The 24,068-nt window shown below is 47.8% G+C and carries 17 protein-coding genes; 11 read left to right on the top strand and 6 right to left on the bottom strand.

Annotated features, from left to right (window positions below):
- Positions 1-499 precede the first annotated feature (499 nt).
- The gene (locus tag ACZ2XM_RS11240) at positions 500-1,612 is read right to left on the bottom strand and encodes a lipase secretion chaperone (RefSeq protein ID WP_490589322.1); all 1,113 of its coding nucleotides are present in this window, start codon (positions 1,610-1,612) and stop codon (positions 500-502) included.
- A 164-nt stretch (positions 1,613-1,776) separates the two neighbouring features.
- On the bottom strand, positions 1,777-2,826 hold the full coding sequence (locus ACZ2XM_RS11235) for an esterase/lipase family protein (protein ID WP_490589323.1): 1,050 nt from the start codon (positions 2,824-2,826) through the stop codon (positions 1,777-1,779).
- Positions 2,827-3,152: 326 nt separating this feature from the next.
- Between ACZ2XM_RS11235 and map the strand changes: the two genes are divergently transcribed.
- The gene (map, locus tag ACZ2XM_RS11230; protein WP_490589324.1) at positions 3,153-3,947 is read left to right on the top strand and encodes a type I methionyl aminopeptidase; all 795 of its coding nucleotides are present in this window, start codon (positions 3,153-3,155) and stop codon (positions 3,945-3,947) included.
- A 323-nt stretch (positions 3,948-4,270) separates the two neighbouring features.
- The gene (gene glnD, locus ACZ2XM_RS11225; protein ID WP_490589350.1) at positions 4,271-6,970 is read left to right on the top strand and encodes a [protein-PII] uridylyltransferase; all 2,700 of its coding nucleotides are present in this window, start codon (positions 4,271-4,273) and stop codon (positions 6,968-6,970) included.
- A 129-nt stretch (positions 6,971-7,099) separates the two neighbouring features.
- On the opposite strand, the gene ACZ2XM_RS11220 is transcribed toward glnD, so the two are convergent.
- Positions 7,100-7,738 (bottom strand): hypothetical protein, encoded by a 639-nt coding sequence (locus ACZ2XM_RS11220; protein ID WP_490589325.1) that lies wholly within the window; start codon positions 7,736-7,738, stop codon positions 7,100-7,102.
- Positions 7,739-8,093: 355 nt separating this feature from the next.
- On the opposite strand from ACZ2XM_RS11220, the gene dapC reads away from it, so the two are divergent.
- The 4 genes from dapC (at position 8,094) to dacB (ending at position 14,253) form a co-directional block, all read left to right on the top strand.
- A complete protein-coding gene (gene dapC, locus ACZ2XM_RS11215; protein ID WP_490589351.1) occupies positions 8,094-9,362 on the top strand; it encodes a succinyldiaminopimelate transaminase in 1,269 nt (422 codons plus the stop codon).
- A 196-nt stretch (positions 9,363-9,558) separates the two neighbouring features.
- Entirely contained in the window at positions 9,559-11,628 is a 2,070-nt protein-coding gene (locus ACZ2XM_RS11210; RefSeq protein WP_490589326.1) for a DUF294 nucleotidyltransferase-like domain-containing protein, read from the top strand.
- 3 nt (positions 11,629-11,631) lie between these two features.
- On the top strand, positions 11,632-12,237 hold the full coding sequence (locus ACZ2XM_RS11205) for a 3'-5' exonuclease (RefSeq protein WP_490589327.1): 606 nt from the start codon (positions 11,632-11,634) through the stop codon (positions 12,235-12,237).
- Between the two features lie 129 nt (positions 12,238-12,366).
- Complete coding sequence (gene dacB / locus ACZ2XM_RS11200) at positions 12,367-14,253, top strand: D-alanyl-D-alanine carboxypeptidase/D-alanyl-D-alanine endopeptidase (protein WP_490589328.1); 1,887 nt, start codon at positions 12,367-12,369, stop codon at positions 14,251-14,253.
- A 40-nt stretch (positions 14,254-14,293) separates the two neighbouring features.
- Here dacB and ACZ2XM_RS11195 read toward each other — a convergent pair whose 3' ends face one another.
- Positions 14,294-14,944, bottom strand: a complete 651-nt coding sequence (locus ACZ2XM_RS11195) for an O-acetyl-ADP-ribose deacetylase (RefSeq protein WP_490589329.1) — start codon at positions 14,942-14,944, stop codon at positions 14,294-14,296.
- Between the two features lie 292 nt (positions 14,945-15,236).
- Between ACZ2XM_RS11195 and ACZ2XM_RS11190 the strand changes: the two genes are divergently transcribed.
- On the top strand, positions 15,237-15,782 hold the full coding sequence (locus tag ACZ2XM_RS11190; protein WP_490589330.1) for a DUF421 domain-containing protein: 546 nt from the start codon (positions 15,237-15,239) through the stop codon (positions 15,780-15,782).
- Positions 15,783-15,971: 189 nt separating this feature from the next.
- Here ACZ2XM_RS11190 and ACZ2XM_RS11185 read toward each other — a convergent pair whose 3' ends face one another.
- Positions 15,972-16,418, bottom strand: coding sequence for a DUF2147 domain-containing protein (locus ACZ2XM_RS11185; RefSeq protein ID WP_490589331.1), 447 nt, complete (start codon positions 16,416-16,418; stop codon positions 15,972-15,974).
- Between the two features lie 879 nt (positions 16,419-17,297).
- Here ACZ2XM_RS11185 and rlmH point away from each other — a divergent pair.
- On the top strand, positions 17,298-17,786 hold the full coding sequence (gene rlmH, locus ACZ2XM_RS11180; RefSeq protein ID WP_490589332.1) for a 23S rRNA (pseudouridine(1915)-N(3))-methyltransferase RlmH: 489 nt from the start codon (positions 17,298-17,300) through the stop codon (positions 17,784-17,786).
- 289 nt (positions 17,787-18,075) lie between these two features.
- Positions 18,076-18,843, top strand: a complete 768-nt coding sequence (locus ACZ2XM_RS11175) for a DODA-type extradiol aromatic ring-opening family dioxygenase (protein WP_490589352.1) — start codon at positions 18,076-18,078, stop codon at positions 18,841-18,843.
- Positions 18,844-18,915: 72 nt separating this feature from the next.
- Here the strand turns inward: ACZ2XM_RS11175 and ACZ2XM_RS11170 are convergent, their stop codons facing one another.
- Positions 18,916-20,409: an amidase gene (locus ACZ2XM_RS11170; RefSeq protein WP_490589333.1), complete on the bottom strand. Its 1,494-nt coding sequence runs from the start codon at positions 20,407-20,409 to the stop codon at positions 18,916-18,918.
- Positions 20,410-20,759: 350 nt separating this feature from the next.
- Between ACZ2XM_RS11170 and ACZ2XM_RS11165 the strand changes: the two genes are divergently transcribed.
- Together ACZ2XM_RS11165 and pepF are read left to right on the top strand one after the other, a co-directional pair.
- Positions 20,760-22,037 carry an MBL fold metallo-hydrolase gene (locus ACZ2XM_RS11165; RefSeq protein ID WP_490589334.1) on the top strand — a complete coding sequence of 426 codons (1,278 nt, stop codon included), beginning with the start codon at positions 20,760-20,762 and terminating at the stop codon, positions 22,035-22,037.
- Positions 22,038-22,158: 121 nt separating this feature from the next.
- On the top strand, positions 22,159-24,030 hold the full coding sequence (gene pepF, locus ACZ2XM_RS11160; protein WP_490589335.1) for an oligoendopeptidase F: 1,872 nt from the start codon (positions 22,159-22,161) through the stop codon (positions 24,028-24,030).
- The last annotated feature ends 38 nt before the right edge of the window (positions 24,031-24,068 follow it).

Here is a 24,068-nt window from a genome sequence, read left to right as displayed (position 1 = left end):
TGATTACAGTCCCTCACTTTTAATCTTCGAGCAGTATTACCTGCTATAACATAACAAGATTAGGCTAAAAGCTTGCCCAGCATCCTCACTGAGCAAAGTATCCACTTTTACAACTGTCTTAGAGCGTTTATTTAACATTAGCGGCTATCTTTTGACATAGCAAGGCAGCCCAAGCAATTGGTAATCTGAAAACTCGTTAATCTTACTAAACATTGGTTGTTTATTATTCATACGGTCGTTTTGTCTGTTTAGAGGGTGAACACGGTATTGTTCAGCCTTTATCGCAAGTAAGTTAGTCAAGTTTAACCCTATAGTAGCAATATGTAGTTATGTTATTGCTACTGCTAAAGAGAGGCCGATAATTAAAACCAACAAAAAATCCAGCAAAGTGGCTTTGCTGGATTGTTTAGATTATTTAATATATTAGGCACTATAATCACGATAATATGACTGTTGAGGTCATGAATTGTTACTTTTTAACCGCTATACATAGGGGCTATTAAGGCGTATTGCTCTGCTCGGCTTGCTTGAGCTTGGCATACCCGGTCAAACGCTTGCGTTCTAACTCATCAAATTGACTGCGTTCGAGCTCAGTGATTTGCGCTTGGGCTTTAGCTTCGCTACCTGCTTGGGCAATCAGCGCTTGGCGCTTGGCCTGATAGTCATTAAATCGCGTATCAAAATCCGCCTCTTGTTTATCGACTTCCGCGAGACGGGTGGCCGCCGCCTCTCCCACTATTTGGCGACGCATGGCATACAAGGCCTCAGGACTAGCCCCTTTAGCTTTTAACTCTTCTGTCCGCTGCATCAATTCGCCAAAATTGGCTTGCTGCTCAAAGTTTTGCTTGATGACCCCATCCGGCAGACGGCTGATATAGTCCTCACGGCTGGCTTGTTTTTGTGCCTCGCTCAAGCTGCTGTCTTGTTGAATCCGCACCATCGCCATGCTGTAGTCTTCGTAGGCATCTTCTCCTGCAAAGAAAGCTTCGATGGTTTCAGGGGTAAATATCTGTTTGCGCAGACGGATCATGTCTTGGCGGCGCTGCTCAATTAAGCTCAAGTCCACCTCCCCTGCTTGGGTCGCTTGCATCTGCAGATTGCCATAGCTGTTTTGCAAGCTATCGAGGGCTTTGAGGTACTCTCTATATTGAGCGAATATCTCAATAGCAGAGCTCGCCGCAGGCTCAGGGGTATGGCTGCGGATATAGGCCTCTACCCGCTGGATAATAGTGGCTTCGTCCTCTTCACCCATCGCTGATAAAAAATAATCGAACAAGCGACGGAGGCCTTCGGTGACTACCAGCTGCTTATTTTCATCAATAATGATTTCACCATCGACATCGGTATCTTGCAGCGAGCGTGGCATATTTTCTAAGCCAGTGACAAAAGGTGAGTTAGCGTTTGCCTTGCCGGCAACACCGGCACTACCCGGCAAGATAGTCTCGCCGGTAGCCGAAGCCACTGCGTTACTAGGCGTGCCATCAGCATTTAAACCAGCATTATTGGCAGCGCTATTATCCGGCTTTAACCACCAAATAAAACTGGCCAATAATATCAATACCAAAAGCGCAATGACGATGATAACGAGTTTCGAGCGTTGTTTGTTTTGCATAATACCACGGGCTTCCCTGCTCAGATAAAATAGCAGTTATCAATACAGTTATAAATAAAAGGGGTAATCAGCCTGCTGTTTTATTGTCTTAACAATAGACTTAACTGGTCGCTGTAAACGGTTAGCTTGGTCGCTACGAGCCGACCATGATAAGCGCTTACTGACTATAAACCGGCTGTACGCAGACGATTCACTTGGGTACGGTAGATAGATTTTGGGTCTGGTTGCAGCCAGGCGGTAAGACCAAAGGCTTGGTTCACAGAATCCAAATGGTTCATTTTATAATCATCACGGATGACGTAGCCTAGGCGGCTTGAGCATTTAGACACTAGCCCATCATTGGGCTCATCGCCAAAGCTCAGCGCAGTCAGCGCAAACATATAGTCAGAGGGGTCGAGACCATTGGTGACTTGCCCTACCCCGCTAAACGAGTAATAAGGGATACCATTGACCTTGGTATCGGCAGGCATACCACAGTATTTGGTCGGCATGGCAGCAGGGTACTTGGCGTTAAAGCCTTTGCTATAGTCGGTGGTCAGGGCCACAACAGCTTTCCAACCGTCTTGCTCTTGCAGCTGATTTAAGGGCACACCCGAGCCGACATCCATAAAGCCACCGACGAAGTGAAAGAAGGCTAGAGCCGCTTGACTGCCTAGGTTGAATTCACCGGGGGCATAACCATCTTTCGCACTGCCTTCCGTGACCATTTTTACCACCCAATCGGCCATTTTTGAGCCTTGTTCGGGGCTTGAGACTGCGGTGACTGACGCGACCAATTCCGGCGCTATCGCGGCCACATAGCGGATATCATGCCCGCCATGACTGTGACCAAATAAGTTGACTTTAGGTTTGCCAGAAATAGCGGTAATGGTGCGTACTTGCTGCAATAGCTGCTCGCCGCGGTACTCACTATCATGCACTGCAGAGGTTTTGGTGGCGTAGACTTCGCTGCCCCCTTGCATCAGGGTTTGCGGAATGCCGTACCAATAATCCACCACCCCAAATAGGCGTGTCCAACCGCCGAGGCCATGCGCCATCACCACAGGATATTGGGTAGCGGTATGGTTGGAGGTGGCACGCTGCTGGTTGACCAGTTTACAGCCGGTAGCATTGGCACAGTTATAATAGTTGGCGGCTTGAGCGCTGGTAGCGGGAATAGCAAATACCATAGCACTGGCGGCGAGGGCACTCAACGAGGCCACAGAAAGCTTCATAATAACATCCTTGTAAATAGCCCTAGGGCAGCAGTCCTTAACTTGCCGTCAGCATAATGGCGGCGGGCTTATAGCTATAAGCCAATACTTAACAATTGCTATAAGATAATACTTAACAATTAGGAATACAACTAATACGATAACATACAGTTTATTTAAGTATAAATCAGCAGGTTAACGTGTACTGGCCCGTATTACTTGTATAGCACTGCCTATCGGTTTAGCTCATGGCCATCTTTTATACTATAACCAAGTGCTCTTGGTGGGGGCGAACCGCTTTATGGTATAATTGCGCTCTACAAAATTTATATAAAATAAGACCTACCATGATGAAAAAGACTTCTTTAATCCAATCTCCCGAAGCACTCGATAAAATGCGCGTGGCGGGAAAGCTGGCCAGCGATGTGTTGGTCATGCTCGATGAGCACGTCAAAGTTGGCGTCACCACTGAAACTTTAAACCAAATTGCTCATGACTATATTGTCAATGTCCAACAAGCCATCCCGGCTCCGCTAAACTACAATGGCTTTCCGAAGTCGATCTGTACTTCAGTAAACCACGTAGTATGCCACGGCATCCCTACTGACAGTAAAATCCTCAAAGATGGCGATATCATTAATATTGATGTGACCGTCATCAAAGATGGCTATTACGGCGATACTTCAAAAATGTGGATCGTGGGTAATGGCTCAATTATGGCGCAGCGTATCTGTGACGTCGCACAAAAGGCGTTGTATGCGGGCATGAGTGTGGTCAAAGACGGCGCTTATTTAGGCGATATCGGCGCGGCCATCCAAGAAGTGGTAGAGCCTGAGCGCTTTAGCATCGTCCGCGAATTCTGCGGTCATGGCATTAGTAACGAGTTCCATCATGAGCCACAGATTCTACATTACGGTAAAAAAGGTACGGGCATGCAGCTGAAGACCGGCATGACCTTCACCATCGAGCCCATGATTAACCAAGGCGTTTGGCAGACTAAAGTGCTGGCCGATGAGTGGACTGCGGTGACGAAAGACCGTAAGCTCTCTGCACAGTGGGAACATACTATGGTCGTGACGGATAATGGCTGTGAAGTCTTTACCACCCGTCCTGAAGAAGACTTAAGCTTTTTAAATAGCTAGAATTTATTAAATGGCTAAAGTTGGTCAAAAACTAGCCATCTGTTAAAAGCTGACTGTCCCATGACTAACCTATTGAATTGACCGTTTTTTTAGTAAAATGCGCGCAATTATTACCGCTATAGTTTGCAGATAAAGATCGCCAAGGCGATCTTTTTTTTGTTATGGTAAAAGCTTAGTAATGCTACTATATCGTGGCGATAGCCATTAATTTTGCCCACAGATATAGCGATGCAGATACGGACAATATTTGCATCGCAGCGGCGGCTGCCCTAGTCGCAGTCTTGCCAGTACGACCCTTATTTCCACCTCAATTGGATGCCCCTATGTTTACGTGCGACGCCGCGACGATCTACATTACCCCCCTGCCTCCTCTAGCTCAATCTACTGAACGCCACTTCGGAGTACCCGCTTGGTTGGCGCAAGTCAATGACGATATCAATAAAGCCTTGGCGCATGGGGTCGGTATTCGTCAATTGGTCACCGCCCGCGCTGGGGCTATCGACAGCTTACTGGTCGCTCTATTCGAACATTTCGCATTAGACAAAACTGACTTGGCGCTATTTGCTACTGGCGGTTATGGCCGCGGAGAGTTGTCCCTGCACTCTGACGTCGATATTCTGTTACTCTCGCCTGCAGAGATTGACGATGCGACCAAACCCCAGCTCAATGATTTTGTCGCCAAACTTTGGGATATGGGCATTGAGCCGGCGCTTTCTGTACGTAGCGTTGATGATTGCTTAGACGCTGCAGCCGATCAAACCATTGCTACCGCCCTATTAGAGGCGCGCCTATTGGCGGGCAATGAGGCGCTCACTAATGTCCCAAGAGACGTAGTCAATCAAGCGTGGCCGCAAAAGGACTTTTTTGAGACTAAGATGGCGGAGGCCAGAAGCCGCTACCTCAATCATAACGCCACCGAATATAATCTGGAGCCTAATATCAAGACGGCGCCCGGTGGTCTGCGGGATATTCATATTATCGGTTGGGTGAGCAAGCGCTACTTCCGAGTCAGTAAACTCTATGATTTAGTGCAGCAAGACTTTTTGACCGAAAAAGAGTTTGATGACCTCACCTTTGCTGAAGACTATCTCTGGCAGATACGTCATTACTTGCATGAGCTGACTGGACGCAATGAAAACAAGCTGCTGTTTGATTATCAAAGGGAAATAGCGACGTTAATGGGCTATGAGTCGCGACCAGAGGACACGCGTAATGCGGCCGTTGAACGTTTTATGCGCGATTATTACCGCTGCGCTATGCAAATCTCAACGCTCTCTGAGATGCTCACCACCCATTATTATGAGACCATCATTGAGCCGCGCTTGCCTGATGACGAGCGCCCTAAAAAGACCCCACTGAACGCCCGTTTTAATCAGATTGGCACCCAGATTGCGATTTCCCACAACCGGGTCTTTGCGCAGCATCCTGATGCTATCCTAGAGATGTTTTTATTAATGGGTCAGCACGGGATTAAACACGTTCGTACCCGTACCCTACGCGCGTTAAAAATTGCTGCGCGCGGCATTGACCAAGGCTATCGCGAAAACCCGAAAAATAAAGCGTTATTCTTAGCCAATTTAAAAGAACAAAACTACCTCTATCACCGTCTACGCACGATGAACCGCTATGGGGTATTGAGCAACTACATCCCGGCCTTTGCCTTAGTCACGGGTTTGATGCAATACGACTTGTTTCATCGCTATACTGTCGATGCGCATATCTTATTCTTAATCCGTATCTTACGGCGCTTTTTAGACGCCCATCATCAAGATGAGTATCCGCTAGTGAGTGCGATTTTTGGCCGGATTGAGCGTAAAGAAATCTTAGTATTGGCTGCGATGTTCCATGATATCGCCAAAGGCCGCGATGGCGACCACAGTACTTTAGGCGAGTTGGATGCTATCGAGTTTTGCTTAGCGCATGGCATGAGCCAAGCCGATGCCAACTTAGTAGGCTGGTTGACCCGCTATCATTTATTAATGTCGATGACCGCCCAGAAAAAAGACATCTCCGACCCCGAGGTCGTCAGCGAGTTTGCTAATATCGTTGGTAATGTCACCCACTTAAACCATCTGTACGTGCTGACCGTCGCAGATATGAATGCGACCAATCCACAACTTTGGAACAGCTGGCGCGCAACGCTCATGAAGCAGCTGTATTCGCAGACGCGCCGTATCTTACGGGCTGATATCGATGCTCCGACCAATCGCCAAGATATGATTGCCGCTACCCGTGCGCAAGCTATCGAGATGCTAGACAGCGTCGATAATCAGCATATGGACCGGGCTGAGGTGATTGCGCTCTGGGACGACTTGGGCGATGAGTATTTCTTACGGGAGATACCGCAAGATATTTTGTGGCATACCGAAGCTATCCTTAATCATCCACCGATAGGTCAAGCCTCTAATGCCGACAGTCAGCCGCTAGTGGTATTGCGAGAACATCGCGAGCTGGCCCTAGATGCGGTGCAGGTGTTTGTCTACACGCAGGATCAGGCCAATTTGTTTGCCGTCACTATGGCGGTCTTTGACCAAATGAACTTAGATGTTCTAGATGCTCGTATTATCACAGCGACTCGTGACTTCGCTTTGGACTCTTACGTGCTGCTGGACCGTCACGGCACGCTACTGACCGATACGGAGCGCCAAGAGGAGCTCAAAGAGCGGCTTATCAGCGCCTTTATGCACCCCACTACTGTCAAGTTGGCGCAAAAGCGACTCCCTAGACAACTGCGCCATTTTGAAGTGCCGACTCGCGTAGCGTTCGACTTCAATGCCTCGTCTAAGCAGCACGTTATGACCTTAGAGACTTTGGATCAGCCCGGCTTGCTCGCGCGCGTGGGTCAAATCTTCTTGCAACACTCTATCGAAGTGCATGCCGCTAGGATTACGACCTTAGGCGAGCGCGCTGAAGATATGTTCTATATTAGCGATAACAATGACCAGCCGTTGTCTGAGCCGCGCTTAGCGGCCTTAAAACAGGCTTTAATGGACAGCTTTACCCAGACGGCTGAAACTGTTTAACCTGCGGTTATGCACTATGACTCCCAATGCGAAAAGCCCCTTATTAAGGGGCTTTTTTATTCTACTTATTAAGAGCTTTTTCTATGGCGGCCTCTTTATCCTAAAAGCAAAGATGGTCAACAAGTAAAGCTATAGCATACTTTTATAAATCATTTGCCCGGCATACTGATGCAGCTCGTATTCCGCAAACTCAGGCGGCAGATGGACCGTAAAGTCCTGATGATTTAATAACAGTCGCCCCTGCTCGACTTCTTTTTGCAAGATAAGCTGTAGGCTCGCCAGCTGTAAGCGATACTGATAGCGACTTTCAATATCCAGTAAGGTCAACGGTGTATGCGCATGAATATCGCGTAAGATACTGTCTGTGGCCAAAGTATACAGTCTATCGAGCGACTGCTCACGACGTTGGTCTGATTGCGCAATACGCCGCTCTAACCTTTGTGCTAACCGGCCTCGCGAAGTATAAGCGATCACAAAAGCGGCGGTCTGTATAATAAAAACTGCCACATAGTGCCATAGGGTCAAGTCCCAATCGAACAGCCGGCTTAAGAACATCAGCAACATCGTCCCGATGGCATAACTTATCAACTGCGATAATACCCATAAAATATTACTGTTATCACCATACCAAAATAACATACGGGACTGCAGCGCAATCACTTTCTCGCGTGCCATTAGCCATTCCCGCTCTTGATCTATCAATAAATCCATCATATTTCCGTTGATTGTGCTTAAGCTGTCGCTATCATTTGCTAATGCTTTGCCCATAATAACCAGCCTCTGTGTCATCTATAATTGTAAAAGCCAGACTCGCCGTGACCAGCTTGCGTCCAAATCGTGTCCTCCGCTTAAATTAAAGCGGGCTAGTAGCGCTATGGGCTAGGCCCTATAAATAGCCGTAAAATTCCGCTGTACTAGATAAGACACTTTTCGTCGAAAGTGCTACACTGCGATTGACCTATATTGTTTTTAACTATTGCCAATCAGCATAATTATCGCTGTGGATAGGGCTTATTAACATATTGTTGATAGCTTCTCCGCCAACTTATTGATTACTTGTTGATTGTTACCTTTTATATAGTTACGTTTCTTATTGTTAACTTTTATTATAGATATGAATATGATGAATCACAAACTTGCTGACCTCCATCCCTACCCCTTTGCCAAGATGGCAACTTTGCTCGCAAATAGTGCGCCAGCTGTTGATTTTAAAGAGATTAAGCTAGGTATTGGCGAGCCAAAACATGCGCCGCCGGCCTTTGTGCTGGACGTTTTAACAGAAAATTTGGACAAAATAGCCCACTATCCTACGACGAACGGTCTGTTTGAACTGCGGCAAACCATTGCGCATTGGCTAGAGCGCCGCTTTATGCTGCATCATGTCAATCCGAACAGCCAAGTCCTGCCAGTTATGGGAACGCGTGAAGCTATCTTTAGCAGTGTGCAGGCTATCATTAACCTGCCGTCAGAAACGACAGGGATAAAGTCAGCTGCTGCTACTGATAAGCCATTAATAGTTATGCCCAATCCCTTCTATCAGATTTATGAAGGGGCAGCCTTATTAGCAGGAGCTGAGCCTTACTTTATTGCTTGTACAGCTGAGAATAACTTTAAGGGTGACTATCGTAGTGTGCCGGCGCAGGTCTGGGAGCATACTCAGTTGGTCTTTGTCTGCAGCCCTAATAACCCTACTGGCGCAGTGATGAGCTTTGAGGACTGGGAAGACTTAATCCGCTTATCCGATCAATACGGCTTTGTCATTGCTAGCGACGAGTGCTATAGCGAGTTGTATTTTGACACCCCACCAGTGGGATTATTACAAGCATGTGCGATGCTGGGCCGTCACGATTTCAAAAACTGCTTGGTGTTTCATTCGCTGTCTAAACGCTCAAACTTGCCGGGACTACGTTCAGGGTTTGTCGCCGGGGATGCGCAAGTACTGGCCCAATACCTGCAATATCGTACCTATCATGGCTGTGCGATGCCTATTCCGCATCAACTGGCTTCGATTGCAGCTTGGCAAGACGAAAACCATGTGCGTGAAAACCGCCGCTTGTACGCTGAGAAATTTGCGCTATGGATGGCAGAGTTGGGCGATACCTTAGCGCTAACGATGCCGGATGCCGGCTTCTATCTTTGGGTACGCGTGCCCGCAGCCTTTACCAATGCTGCTGGTGAAGGGGATGATGAAGCTTTGGTTCGCGCTTTGTTTGAACAGGTCAATATTCATGCCCTAGCCGGCCGTTATCTGTCGCGAGAAGTCGATGGCATTAACCCAGGCAAAGGCTATGTCCGCATTGCCCTAGTGGCTAGTATAGAAGAGAACCAGGAGGCTATTAGCCGTATTAAGTCCTTATTGGCGATGCCTGCTACCTCGGACACTACGGCTTAATGTTGTTATTGACTGCGTGTCTTAATTCAATCTGCAGTGGTCAATAACCTGTTAGTTTATAGATAAACTACTCGGTTTTTTTAAGACACTACTCAGTTCTCTTTAAGGCCAGGCAGGCTAAAAAAGAGCTGGGTAGGATAATGTAGTATGTGCGATGAGACCAACGACTGCCCCCGTCATAGCAAAGGAGTTGCCCATGACCAGTTTGGACTTTTCCCAGCCGCCTTTTGATGTTTTAAGTCCGGTTGAGCGCCAGAGCCTAAAAAAACATACCCAAGTCCGCTATTTGGGCAAAGGAGAGGCGCTAACTCATGACGAGTACGCTTATTTTTATGTGGTCTTAAAGGGCCGCGTGCAGCAGCAACTCGCTGATGACTATATAGGCGAGTTTGCGGCCTCTGCCTTTAGTAACGACTGGTTTGATGCCCGTCAGCCCATCAATGAAAGCGATGCTTATAAATTAAGTAGCGAGCGCAGCGCTATGCACGCTGCTAGCTCTGCACACCATCCCAGTCACTATGCTAGCCCCCACCAAGATAATAATCGCCTGCCTGCCAAAGACACTCAAGCCATCCCTATCCCAGCCGACCATTATAGTTATAGCGCACTAGAGGAGTCGCTGCTGCTACAGATTGATGGGGCCGCTATCGACCGCCTGTCAGCACAAAACCATCATATCCGGCAGCTGTTATCGGGTGAACTTAGCGAACGCTTACAAGCGCTAAATCGCCGTAAACGTATGGGCACCACTGCTGGCGAGTCGCTAAATAGCACCCACGCTTTCTCCACGCCTGAGACCGGAGCAACTCACCCGCTGCAACGAGAAACCCAGCAAATTATGCTGCAGCCGGTCACCACGATTCCTTTACTGCCCGTGCATATGGTCGCAGCAAGCGACAGTCTGTTCACAGCGGCTCAGACCATGACCGCAGCCGGCCTCAAACACGTGCTAGTCCGTCGGCAACCAAGCATTGAGCGCCATCCGACCAAGGGGCAGGAAAGCCATATTGGCATCCTAACCGATGCGGATATCTGCCGAGCGGTCAGTGAGTCAGTCAATATGTCCGAGACGCTCTGTGGCGACTATGCCAAATTTAAACTGCGTACGATCGCCCATCAGCAAGACGTTAGCGAAGCACTGCTAACTATGATTCGCTATCGTGTTCACCGGCTGCCGGTCATTGGTGCAGACGGTGAGATTATTGGGATACTCGGTCAAAGTGATTTACTGGCCTTTCTCAATCAGCACTCGCAGCTTATCTCAGTACAAATCGAGCAGGCGGTCAATGTTAGTATGCTGCATGACGCTGTTGAGCAAATCGGCCAATATATCCGCGCACAACAGCAAAATGGCATTAAGATTGGTGTGATTAGTCGTATGGTACAAACGCTTAATGCGCAAGTTTTTACCAAGCTGTGGCGGTTATTAGTCCCTGAGATGGTTTTTGAAAATACTTGCGTCATCGTCATGGGCTCAGAAGGCCGCGGTGAGCAAATCATGCGCACGGATCAGGACAATGCTCTGATTATCCGTAATGGCTTTAGCCACCCCCAACTGGCGGAATTTGCTGAGCAGTTCAATCAGACCCTCGCCGATATGGGCTATCCGCTATGCGATGGCAACATCATGATGACCAACCCTATTTGGCGGCAGCCGCTCGGACGTTTTAAAAACCAAATCTCCTCATGGTTTGAGGTACGTGAGCCTATCCATAGTGTTTGGCTCTCTGCGCTGTTAGACGCGGCGTATGTCTGCGGTGATGAGCGACTACTCGACAGCTTACGCACCCATCTGCAAGTCGCTCATAAAAATGCCGACCCTATGTTTGTGCGTAATTTTGCCCGTGCCGCGCTACAGTTTGGCGATGTCAGCCAATGGTGGAAGAAGTTTGCTCCCCTCATCGGTAAGCCTGCCTCGCAAGATGTAGACCTTAAAAAGGCCGGACTATTCCCGTTAGTGCATGGCATTCGTGCGATAGCTTTAGAACAGGACATCTTAGCAGTGACCAGCAGTAAGGGGCGACTGACTGCGCTGGTGCAAGCGGGCGTGTTTACCGAGCTCCGCGCTGAGACCTTAAACGAGGCGTTAGAGTTTTTTATGGGGCTGCGCTTGGGGGTCGCGTTGACCAACGACGATAAGTTTGCCCGTCAAGTCGACCCGACCACCTTATCAGCCCTCGAACGTGACTTGCTCAAAGAGTGCTTAAATGTGGTCAAAAGCTTTAAGAATGAGCTGCGTCAACGCTACCAGCTTGAGGTGACCTAACCGATGAGCTGGTTGCATAGCTTAAAAACGGGCCTCGCTAAGCGCGCACTCACTCGACCTGAACTGGCCAATATGTTTAGTGCGCCTAACGCTGAGCAGTGGGTAGCGATCGACTGTGAGATGACGGGGCTCAATGCCAAGCGTCACCATCTACTATCCATCGCCGCTATTCATGTGAATGGCCAGCGTATCGATACTGGTAATGGCCTATATATGGTGTGCCGGCCACCGGTCATGCCTTCAGCAGACACCATTATTATTCATGGTCTGCGCCCCAGCGATGTCGAGGGCGGCATGAGTTATGAGGACATGCTGGCTATCTTGTTGCCCTTCATCGGCAACCGCCCTATCGTAGGCTTTTGCCCGCAACTCGATATGGCTTTTTTAAACCCTTTAGTGAAGGCTTATATGGGCACGCCGCTGCCCAATCCGGTCATCGATATTCGCACCCTCTATCAACGGCGTAATGGCCACAATACAGGAGGCATTCAGCACCAGTCGCATCACCTGAATAACATTATCAAAGAATATAACATCCCGGATTTGGGCAGCCATGATGCCTATAATGATGCGGTAATGACAGCGATGGCTTTTTTGCATTTGCGTTAGCTATTAGCGTTATAGTTATAGTAAGTGCGCGTGCTTAAACAGACTTTTCTTGCTCCTACTTCCCATAACGGCCGCTTCATAGTAGAGTACTCGCACTTTCCTTTGCCTGCTATAGTAGTTGTCTGTCTCATGCCCACTTTGTCTCATATCTTGACCCCGTTAGCGCGCCTATTTGCCCTTACCGGATTAGCTGCCTGTACCTTGGCCATCAGTATCTCTGCCCAAGCGCAGCTGCCTGCAGAACTCGAAACGGCTTTGCATAAAGCCAATTTAAGCTCAGAAGAGATAAGCCTAGTCATAATCCCTGTCGGTAAAAAAAACCAGGGTGAGACCACAGTAACCAGCCAGTTGCCAGCCGCGGTGGTCTTAGAAAAAGAGCCGCCTTCAGTACTGACCGAAAACAATGGTCAGACCCTAAGTTCTGACCCAGGCTTTACCGCTACCAGTACGCTGCCGAGCAGTCCGACCACTGGTAATGGCCCTGATATTGGTAGTGCTATTGGTACTGGCAGTACTAAGACCAAGCCTGCAAGCGACCCCTTAATAATAACCACAGAGATACCCACTGAGGCGACCACGGCGACTGTTAACGCAGCCAGTAAGTCAGCGGCTACTTCGTCAGAGCATTCGCAAAGTAATACGACGGTTGCCGCGCCTGCTCCTGTTTTGCCCACCCCCTTACCAACGGCCTTATATCATCTACCGGATACCCCGCGCACGCCCGCCAGCACAATGAAGCTCATTCCCACCTTTATCGCTTTGGATACTCTAGGCAGTGACTTCGCTTGGATAAACCGAGTGTATTATTCAGGGATGCGCATCGGTGAGACACTCTATGGAGACTTGATTATCCAAGGTAGCGGCGACCCAAAGCTGACCAAAGAACGCTTAGAGCAGTTGCTAGCCCGCGTGCAGCAGGCCGGTATTCGCCATATCCAAGGCAATATTATCGTAGATACTTCGGTCTTTCGTAATGTGAGTAAAAACCCTGCCGCCTTTGATAATGACCCTTTGCGCCCTTATAACGCCAGTCCCGACGGTTTTTTGGTCAATTTTTCCACCCTAGAGATTCACAGTTTTCCAGACACTAGCGGCAGTGCGCAGTTGCAATATGCTCCGCGGTTAGCCGATTATGATCTGCCCCCCACTATCGCTATGCGCCAAGGGGCTTGTAGCAGCCCGCGGTATAGTCTAGCGCCGCAGTGGCGTACGAATGCCTTAAATTTCGCTAGCGCCATGCCTGCTAATTGTGGTGAGCGCACCTTTTATGTGGCTTATCCCGATGCTAAGGACTTTGCCAAGCGCGCCGTCAAGCAAATGTGGAGGCAACTGGGCAACTCCTTAAGTGGTGATGTCATCAGTCAAGAGTCCCCAGTCCGCCAACAGGCCGTATCCGTATTACCTCTGATCAGCTATCCCTCAGCGTCATTACGCGATATTGTCCATGATATTAATCATCATTCAAACAATGTTATGACTGAACAAGTGACGTTAACCTTACCTTTATTTGCAGCCACGACTGAAGAGGTCCCTACGACAGCCGCTCATAAAGTAGGGCATAGCTTGTACTACCAACACCTCTCAAGCGACTACCCTGCTGCCTTGACAACTATCCAGCAGTGGTGGCGCAGTCATCTCACCACGCCCCCACCAGTGATGACCAATGGCTCAGGGCTGTGCCGTACTTGTACCGTGACCGCAGCCAACCTGGCCGAGTTGCTGCAATATGCCTACACTCGCCCCGAGTTTACCGCCTACGTAGACTCGTTAGGTATCGCTGGCGTCAGTGGCACCATCAAGGAGCACAGCGCGCGTCTGCCTAATTCGCAAGCTATTGGTCGCGCTTGGATTAAAACGGGCACGCTCAATAATGTCACCTCAATGGCCGGTTATGTCAAAGGCTTATCCGGGCAAGATTACGTGGTGGTCGGTCTTATTAATAAAGAAGAAGCGCTTAACACTTACGAGGCGCGCCGCGTACTCGACGACATGCTGGATTGGACCGCGCAACACTAGAGCGTGCCATAGATAGTTAACTACACGCTACAAACGGGGGTCAGCTCGCTGCCAACATCCGCGCATAGACCTCGGCATCGTCTGCTGAAAAACAGCAAAAAATGACCTCCGTCAGTGCTAAGTTTTGCTCCGTGCTGGCATGATGTAATAAGCTCTCTTGCACGCTAGTAATGGCCACTTGAGTCGCCTCTGCCAAGGGGTAGCCATAAACGCCGGTACTAATCGCTGGAAAAGCGATACTGGTAACCTGCTTGTCTACCGCCAATTGGATGGCGCGCTGATAACAATGGGCTAATAATTCCGCTTCCCCGCGGCTGCCGCCATGCCAGATGGGCCCTACCGTATGAATCACATACTTGCCCGGTAGCTTGAAAGCTGGGCTAATTTTGGCCTCACCCGTCGCACAGCCGTTTAACGTGCGGCAATACGCTAACAGCTCCGGCCCCGCCACTCGATGAATCGCACCATCTACACCCCCGCCTCCTAGCAAACTAGAATTTGCTGCATTGACGATAGCTTCTACAGGTAGTTTCGTAATATCGCCCTGTACCACGCTCAATCGTATCGCCGTATCTTGCGACTGGGCACTTATGTTTTTGCTGTATATCGGCTCCCCTATTGCTGGACTACCCGTCGTGCCGCTTTGATTTAACTTGGCATTTTTATTTGTTTTAGGCTTTTCAGACAACATAGACTACTCCTTATATGGTTTAATTAATAAAGTAAGTTTACCTAAATGGTTTTTCTTGGCAAAGCTAAGTAAAACGACACACTGTCGGGATTTAGCTACAGCTTATCTATATTTACAGAGGGTAATGGACGCTGGTACTTTCACCCTTTACTATAGCCCGCCGACAATGTTTAAGCATAGTTTACGGTTACCTCAGTAGTAAATATTGCTGATGTTATAGACGAGTTAGCGTCATGCTATCTTGATACCATTTTAATTAAGCGCTAGGTTTAATTAAGCGCTAGGAGCCCGTATGGAACATCTCATTTTTGATAACTTTGATAAGTTGGGCCGTATCGTCATCGCTTCAGCCATGGTTTATCTGTTAATTGTGGGCATTACCAAAGTATCCGGTAAGCGCTCCACCTCACAGCTTAATAACTTCGACTGGGTCGTCACCGTCATGATCGGCTCTATCGGTGCCAGCACTATTTTGCTCAAAAGCATTCCTTTCGTAGAAGGCGCAGCGTCGATAGTGACCCTTTATACTCTACAGTACTTGGTGACTAAAACGGCGTCAATCTCGCCCCATTTCAGCTCCTTTATTTTATCAGAGCCTAGGATTGTATTTTATCAAGGGCAGTTCTTACCCGAGGCTATGCGTAAAGAGCGTCTGTGTCGCCAAGAGTTGGAATGTGCGATGCGTGCTGAAGGCATCAACGATTACGATGAGGTTGAGGCTATCGTGTTTGAGTCTGATGCCAAACTCACAGTCATTCCAAAACCTGACACAGCAGCCCATAAAAATAGCGTCAACGGCTTACCTATTTCCCAAAGCATCCAAACTTTGATGCGCTAAATTTTACTCATATGCCCATTAACAATCTAAAGAAACAATCTAAGTAAAAATTGGCCATAAAAAAAGGATAGCGCGTAGTTAACGGCTATCCTTTTTTTCGTAAGGTCCAACCCAGGGTTAGACCTTAGCTAATATTAGCTTCATAAGTCAGCGAGACTAATAATCAATGACACTAGCGGTTGCAGCGCCTTACTTGATACGTTTCCAAGTTTGTGAGCGACCAAAGACTGGGCTACCGACATAACCGCGTAGTTTTAAGCTCTGACCATTATCACTTAGCGTGATTTTACCAGAATAAACTTTACCTGATTCAGGGTCTACTAGCTTACCGCCTGACCATTCATTAGTGCCATCCGCTTTCATACCGTATAAGAAGTTTAAGCCTTCGATGGGCTTGTCTTTAAGAGAACCCGAGCACTTGGTGCACTTTTCTTTGGCGTCTGCTGCGTTCATCACTTTAATGATTTTGCCAGAGACTTGGCCATTGCTCTCGGTAATCTGTACGATAGCTTTTTTCTCACCGGTTTTTTCATCAACGGTTTGCCATTGGCTGCCATTTAATGAAGCGGCCATAGCGGCTGTTGATAATAAAGTACCTGCTGCGATAGTTACTAAACCAGTTACGATGCGTTTCATAAACGACTCCTTTCGTTTTTAATCCACTAACATTAGACATTAATGCTAGCTATTTAAATAAGTTAAGATAAATAAATTGCTCTTTTTAAACTCGAATGCAGCATAAAACATTTATGCTAAAAGAACAACTGTCTAATACAGACTCAGTAGACCATATATAATGCTATCAAAACAGAGCAACTGTTGAGCACTAATGTTAATAACCTTACTGAGATGGAGCAATATTATTTATATGTAACCAATTAATACAAAAGATAGCTTTAATATTATTCCAATAAATTCAGCCTATTAGCTTAGCTATTGCCTACAGCTCCCGAATTATAAAGCTTGTTACGCTCTAGTAAACGGTAATTATTTATAACGATATAAATCGAATCATTTAACATAAAAATATTTAAATAAAATACTATAATGTTGCAAGTAGCTGCTATATAGCGCTCAGGCAAATAGCAATGACTCATCAAATAACTATTAATTACTAAGCCAAAATCTTTATGGAATAATCATATTTTATTAAATACTGGTTCTTAGTAATAGCTAGGCTTTTATTTTCTAACTTCCTTTTAATACCAATTATAACCAGTAAATAAGAGATGCGTTTTAGAGCTAAATTAAATTTTTAATCAGTTACTATTTTAACCTTACTGCTCATACCGCCCCTTTATTATAGGGGACAACTCTTTTATCATAGGCGGGTGCTCGGTATTGACGATAACGCCTAGAGTCACCGTCAATATAGTCATATCCTGTTGCAAACGGGCAGATAGCGAGTCTTTAGAGGACTGCCTATATTGACCACGATGTAGAGCCTTAAACTTAGCCTTACCCTACCCCCTTCACTCACTATTAATGAAATAAATTAAATAAGCGATAGCGCTCATGAAAGTAAGAATTTTGACCGTCGGTCATAAAATGCCCCAATGGATCCAAACGGGATTTGACGATTATCACAAGCGCATCGGCCCTATGCTGACCACTGAAGTCATCGAACTGCCGGCTGCTAAACGAGCAAAAAGCCCTTCGCTAGCGAATTTAGCCCAATACCGTGAGCAAGAAGGCCAAGCTATTTTGAGCACACATCAAGCGGCCAGTCGTGAGCAGCTTTGGGTACTCGATGTCAAAGGCAAGTCCTTATCTACAGAGCGCCTAGCTAGCAAATTAGCCGATGCCATGCAGTTGGGCGATGATATTGCCTTAGTGATCGGCGGTGCCGATGGGGTCTCGCCTGAGGTGCTAGCAGCCGCAGATTTTAAATGGTCATTATCTGAATTGACCATGCCACATCCGCTAGTGCGGGTGGTGCTGATGGAGCAACTGTATCGTGCTATGAGTTTAAACAACAACCATCCTTACCATCGGGGCAATTAAACCAGTGCAGCACCTAAAAAACTGTGGAAACTCAGCCAGTGCAGCAACTAAGCTGCCATATAAACCTAAGCTTTTATTATAAAAAATGGCTAGCAAAAATGGCGCTGATAAATCACCTAAACAACTAAAGGCCATCGACCCTGTTGCGACCGTTTAAAAGCGCCAATATTGACCCCATAATAAGGCAATGAGTAAAAATACTGCTTCGTCTTATCTGGATTTGCCCTTACCTGCCGCTGTACCCCTGAGTCAGCCGCCGTTAACGGGCGCGCCCATTTTAACGCCGGACTTGGATGCAGCCACTTTGCCGGCTCTGTTTATCTCGCATGGCGCCCCAACGTTGGCCATAGAGCAATCGGCTACCACCAATGCGCTCGCCCGCTTAGGTCATAACTTACCGAAGCCGCGGGCTATTGTTATTATGTCAGCGCATTGGCTATCGCCTAAGCTTGAGCTCAGCGGTCATCCAGAACCGGTCACTTGGCATGATTTTTCGGGGTTTGACCCTGAGCTTTATCGCATTCGCTATCCAGTAGCCGGTCACCCTCCACTTGCAGAATCGCTTGCTCAACAATTGACTACTCGTGGCGTCCCCTGTAGTGTCAATCCGCTACGAGCCTTAGACCATGGGGTCTGGACTCCACTACTGCATTTATATCCCGATGCTGATGTGCCGGTAGTGCAGTTGTCTTTGCCGCAGCACTATGACAGTCATGCTTGCTATCAGCTGGGGGCTATGTTTGCCGCCTTACGCCAAGAGCAAGTGCTGTTAATTGGTTCCGGTAATATTACCCATAATCTAGCTGCGCTACGGTGGAATGCCACTAGTGTTGACGATACCGCACAAGCTTTTAAGGTTTGGTTATTGGCGCAGCTCAAGACCCATATCCCCTCGGCGCTAGATTGGCAACAGTTTGCTGAAGTTGAGAAAGTGCATCCGAGCAGTGAGCATTTATTGCCGCTATTCTTTGCCTTAGGGGCCGGTCAACGGGTCTCCGTCGTCCATGAAAGTATGGCGCATCACAGTTTGGGTATGGATATTTATCGCTTTGATTAGCCCTAAAAATAGCCGATCAGACTAACTCTGACCAGCTACAATGATGGTGAAAACTGTAAAAACAATAAATGCTTAGCTCTCAAAAGCCAGTTTAGTAAAGCACCCTGCTCGCTCCAACTCGCCCGCTAAAGACAATAGGGTCGCTTCATCATTCATTTGACCGATAAACTGCATACCTATGGGCAAACCTTTTTTACTCATTCCTAAGGGCACGGACATCGCTGGCAGACCCGTAATATTGCCCAAAGTGGTATAGGCCATCTTACTTAAGACGGGGGCACTGAGCTTTTCAATGAGGCTGGAGTTATAAACCAGTTTGCCCATATTCACCCCTTTGTTGAGAAGTCCTGAGGCGCCTAGCAACACTTCGTCGAGCTTGCTGGGTGGCAATACGCCATGCTTCACTGCTGGCGTGGGCACCGTTGGACACAGTATCAGGTCATAGTCCTGCAGAAACAGCCCTGTTTGATACTGTACGTCATGCCAGCCATGCTTCGCGGCCAATAAGTCCATAGCGGTTAATGCGTTGCCAATCATCGCCATATTGCGCGTTTGCGGTTCTATTTTCGCCACTTGCTTAGGGCCATAGACGCGGCTGATTTCACGGACATGAAAAGCGGTGTGCGCGCTGACCACAGTGAAAAAGTCTCGCCACATATTATCGATATTGATGTTGGGTACGGCGTATTCGACCACATGCCCCATCGCCTCTAATTGCTTGCCGGTTTGCTCGAGTACCGCCAGCACTTCAGCATCCAGTTGCGCATTGGGAAATAACGGCTCGCGCATCAAAGCAATTTTTAAGGGATTAGGCGCACGTTGGGCGGCTTGCAAAAAGCTGCCGTCAGGCGGAGCAATCACATAGGGTGCCCCAGTTTCTGCACCCGCCGTCGCATCCAACATGGCCGCACTATCACGCACACTGCGGGTGATGACATGATCGGCGACTGCGCCCTCCCAACCTTCCGCATAGACCGGACCAGAAGGGTTGCGACCGCGACTGGGCTTTAGACCAAACACGCCGCACCAAGCCGCGGGAAAGCGAATGGAGCCGCCGCCATCCCCCGCTCCTGCCATCGGCACAATTCCTGCCGCCACTGCTGCTGCGCTACCGCCCGATGAGCCGCCTGTGCTATAGCCCTTTTTAAAAGGATTGTGCGCAGGCTTTTGTGATTTTGGTTCGGTAGTAATGATTAAGCCAAACTCAGGCGTATTGGTCTTACCAAAAGTATTGACACCGGTAGCGCGCATTCGCGTCACAATTTCGCTATCTTGCTCGGGCACAATATGGACACTACGACTGCCCATCTTAATAGGCTCCCCCGCAAAGTAAAAAGACAAGTCTTTGAGCAAATAGGGGACGCCGCTAAAAATGCCCTCCGGCAATCCTGCCTGCATAGCCTGATACGCACGCTCATCAAAGCGATGAATAATGGCATTGAGCTTAGGGTTTAAGGTGTTGGCTTGATAGATAGCGGCATCGAGGGCTTCTTTGGCGCTAATGTCACCCGATTTAATCAGTTCGGCGAGACCCATAGCGTCGTAATGGCGGTATTCTTTAAACATAATTTACCTTCCTTAGTGGTATGTCATAGCAAAGTATAGCTTTTTACCCCCGTGAACAGTAGCGGTCTTACTGAGTAGCTTTCTGTCTTAAAGTTAAAAACTTAAGCAATAATAATGAGTTATTTTTATGGAATTATTGCGATGCATAAAATACTGCCTAGTGTCACACTTTAATAGCAACATCAGTTAATTCCCCTCAAAGCCATCCCGAAGTCATACAAATTTTATCTCACCCTGGTTTAATATAGAGCAGCTGGGCTAAAACTATTGCTGCTGTTTCAAATGACTACTCTCACCCTCATTAAGCGATGAATACGCGCTGGTTTACTTATTCTATTAGGACTTAATTGATGATTTATTTGCTGTTGCTGATAGTGAAGTGGCTCCTTATTTTTATCGTCACGTTGGTGGTGGTTATAGGCGTAGGGACTTGGCTATTTCTCAAGCTCGCACCTACCTTTGGCGGTAGACCCGACGCAGAAACCTTAGCCAGAATTAAAGCCTCAAAGCACTTTAATGGCGAAACTTTCGTCAATTTGGTACCTACCCATGCCACCACGCTAGATATTGATGATGTCACCGATGGGGTTTCATCAGAAGAAAGCAATATTCTTAAGCAGTTCCTATTTCCGCCAAAAGGCAAAAATCCTAGCCACCCTATTTTTAGTTATCGATTGGGCAAACCTCAAACTAGTGGGAAGCAACAAACCGCGCATAAATTGACCCTAACGACGCAGCCTCTAGCCGAAGGTGAGTTTGTCTGGCTCGGCCATTCCACTGTCCTGTTTCGCTTAGCAGGCAAAACCATCATCACCGACCCTGTATTTCATCGTGCTTCGCCTGCGCCTATTGGCGGTAAGCCCTTTGCTATGACCCATGCGCCTAAGGTGGCCGACCTGCCCTTCATTGACGTCGTGCTTATCTCGCACGATCATTACGACCATCTCGATCACAAAGCTATTAAACAGCTGATGCAGCAGAATAAAGCCGGCCACTTCTATGCGCCACTCGGCGTGAAAGCTCATTTAGTGCGTTGGGGCGTGCCGGAGAATATGATTAGCGAGTTTGATTGGTACGAAGATATGCAGATTGCTGGTATTGAACCCTCTCAAGCAAGTCCTACGGATACCTCACTGACAGAAGATGCGTTACGGGTAGTATTTACCCCCACCCGCCATTTTAGTGGCCGCCGCATCAAAGGCCACCGTACTACGCTATGGGGCAGTTGGGTCGTACAATCGGCGACATTAAACGTCTACTTTAGCGGTGATGGTGGCTACTCGAGTGAGTTTGCCCATATTGGCGAGCGTTATGGCCCGTTTGACATTGCCTTTATGGAGGATGGTGCCTATAACGAGCGCTGGCGTGATGTGCATATGCTGCCCGAAGAGTCGGCGCAAGCAGGCTTTGATTTACAAGCTAAAGTCGTTCTACCTATACATTGGGGTAAGTTTGACTTATCCACCCATCATTGGCGTGACCCCGTGCGCCGTATCAAACAAGCGGTGGCAAAAGGCAATACGCAAGTAGCCATGGATAAACAAATTAAACTGGCAACGCCGCGCGTTGGCGAAGTGTTTACCCTAGATAAATTGCCGACTGACGCCTGGTGGGAAGCCGAAAACTAGCCGTCAGTGCTGACAATAAATGAATGAAAAATAAATAATAGGCCATTACATTAAGTGAAATCAAGCTACCCTGTTAACTATCCATACTCCGTTAACAAAACAGAATCTAATAAGGAAAATTATGAGCGAAGCTACTGCCAATACGTCAGACACAATGACACCTAGCAAACCACAAGCCTTACCGCTACGTAAAGACGTGCCTACCGAACTGACTTGGGATATGAGCGCCCTTTATCCCACGCCTGCAGACTTTTATGCTGACCTAGAGCAAGCGGCTACCTTGGCGGAGCAACTTAGCAGTGAGAAGATGCTGGCGCTGACCGATGCCCCTGACATTATTAATTTATTAGAAGTGTATGAGCACTATCTCACTATTCTATCCAAAGCAGGTACTTATGCCGGGGCGCAAAGTGCCGTCGATATGAGCGATAGCGAGCTGCAAATTCGTGCGCAAGACTTCGACTCGCGTGTCGCCAAACTGAATAGCCAAACCACCATTGTTTTGCAAACGTTGAAACAAGCCGACGAGTCGCTACTAAAACAAGCGATCGAACTCAACGCTAAATACGAAGCATTTTTAACCGACCTACTTGCGGAAAAACCGTATACCCTAAGTTTAGATGTTGAGACCGCGCTAATCTCTTTATCGCCGGTATTAGAACTGCCCTATAACAATTATGAGCAGTGCAAATTAGCCGATATGAGCTTTTCAGATTTTGCAGTTAGTGACTCTACAGGCAATACCAAAACTTACCCGCTGAGTTTTTCTACCTTCGAAAATGAGTACGAAAGCGATGTACGTACTGAGTTTCGCCGTGCCGCTTTTAAAGCGTTCTCAGACCAATTACGTCAGTCGCAGCACACCATTGCTAGCGATTATCTAGCTCAGGTAAAAAAAGAGAAAATCCTTGCCGATATGCGCGGCTTTGACTCCGTATTTGATTACTTGCTGCATGAGCAAAAAATCCCTCGCGCCATGTACGATGAGCATATCGATACGATAATGAGCCATTTAGCCGAACCGATGCGCCGTTATGCCCGTCTGCTACAAAAGGCCAATGGTATCGACAAAATGACCTTTGCTGACTTAAAGGTCCCGCTTGATGCGGATTTTGTCGCCAAGGTCAGCATTGATGAGGCCAGAGACTATTGCGTAGACGCCTTAACATTATTGGGCGACGATTACACAGCTATGGTTAAGCGCTCATTTAGCGAACGTTGGTATGACTTTGCGCAAAATAAAGGCAAGAGTACCGGTGGTTTCTGCGCCTCCCCTTATGGCGAGCACTCTTATATCTTGCTGTCTTGGACAGAGAATTTGGGCGACGTTTTCACCCTTATTCACGAAATCGGTCATGCCGGCCATTTCTACAATGCCGGTCAGCAGCAAAACTACCTCAGTTATGAGCCCTCGCTCTACTTTATTGAAGCGCCCTCTACCTGTAACGAGCTGCTCCTAGGCCATCATCTATTGCAGCAAAAGCAAGATGATATGGCTTTTCAGCGTTACGTTATCGCTTCCCTACTGTCCAATACTTATTACCATAACTTCGTCACCCATTACTTAGAAGCCCACTTCCAACGTGAAGTTTACCGCGCTGTCGATGCCGGCAAAAACCTCAGTACCGAAGATTTACATGCGCTGAAAAAGGCTACCTTGCAGGAATTCTGGGGCGATACGGTAGAGATTGATGACGATGCTGCCCTCACTTGGATGCGCCAGCCCCACTATTACTTAGGCTTGTATTCCTATACCTATAGCGCTGGATTGAGTATCGCCACGCAACTGTTTAAAAAGCTGCGCAATGGTGAAGACGTCATCGACGATTGGCTAGCGGTATTGCGCGCCGGGGGTTCAAAAACTCCAGCTGAGTTGGCACAGATGGTCGGTGTGGATATAACAGATAAAGCCACTTTGATTGACAGTATCGGCTTTATTAGTGAGTTGGTTGAGCAGGCGGTTGAGCTTACTGAGCAGCTGCAAGAAGGTTAGGCTTAGACCGTGCTGGGTTAAAACCAAACCTACGCTGA

The sequence above is a fragment of the Psychrobacter sp. CoH-33_TS_01 genome (genome assembly GCF_058189395.1).
Note: the sequence above shows the minus strand (reverse complement) of the source record. Positions and strands in the feature narration are given on the sequence as shown.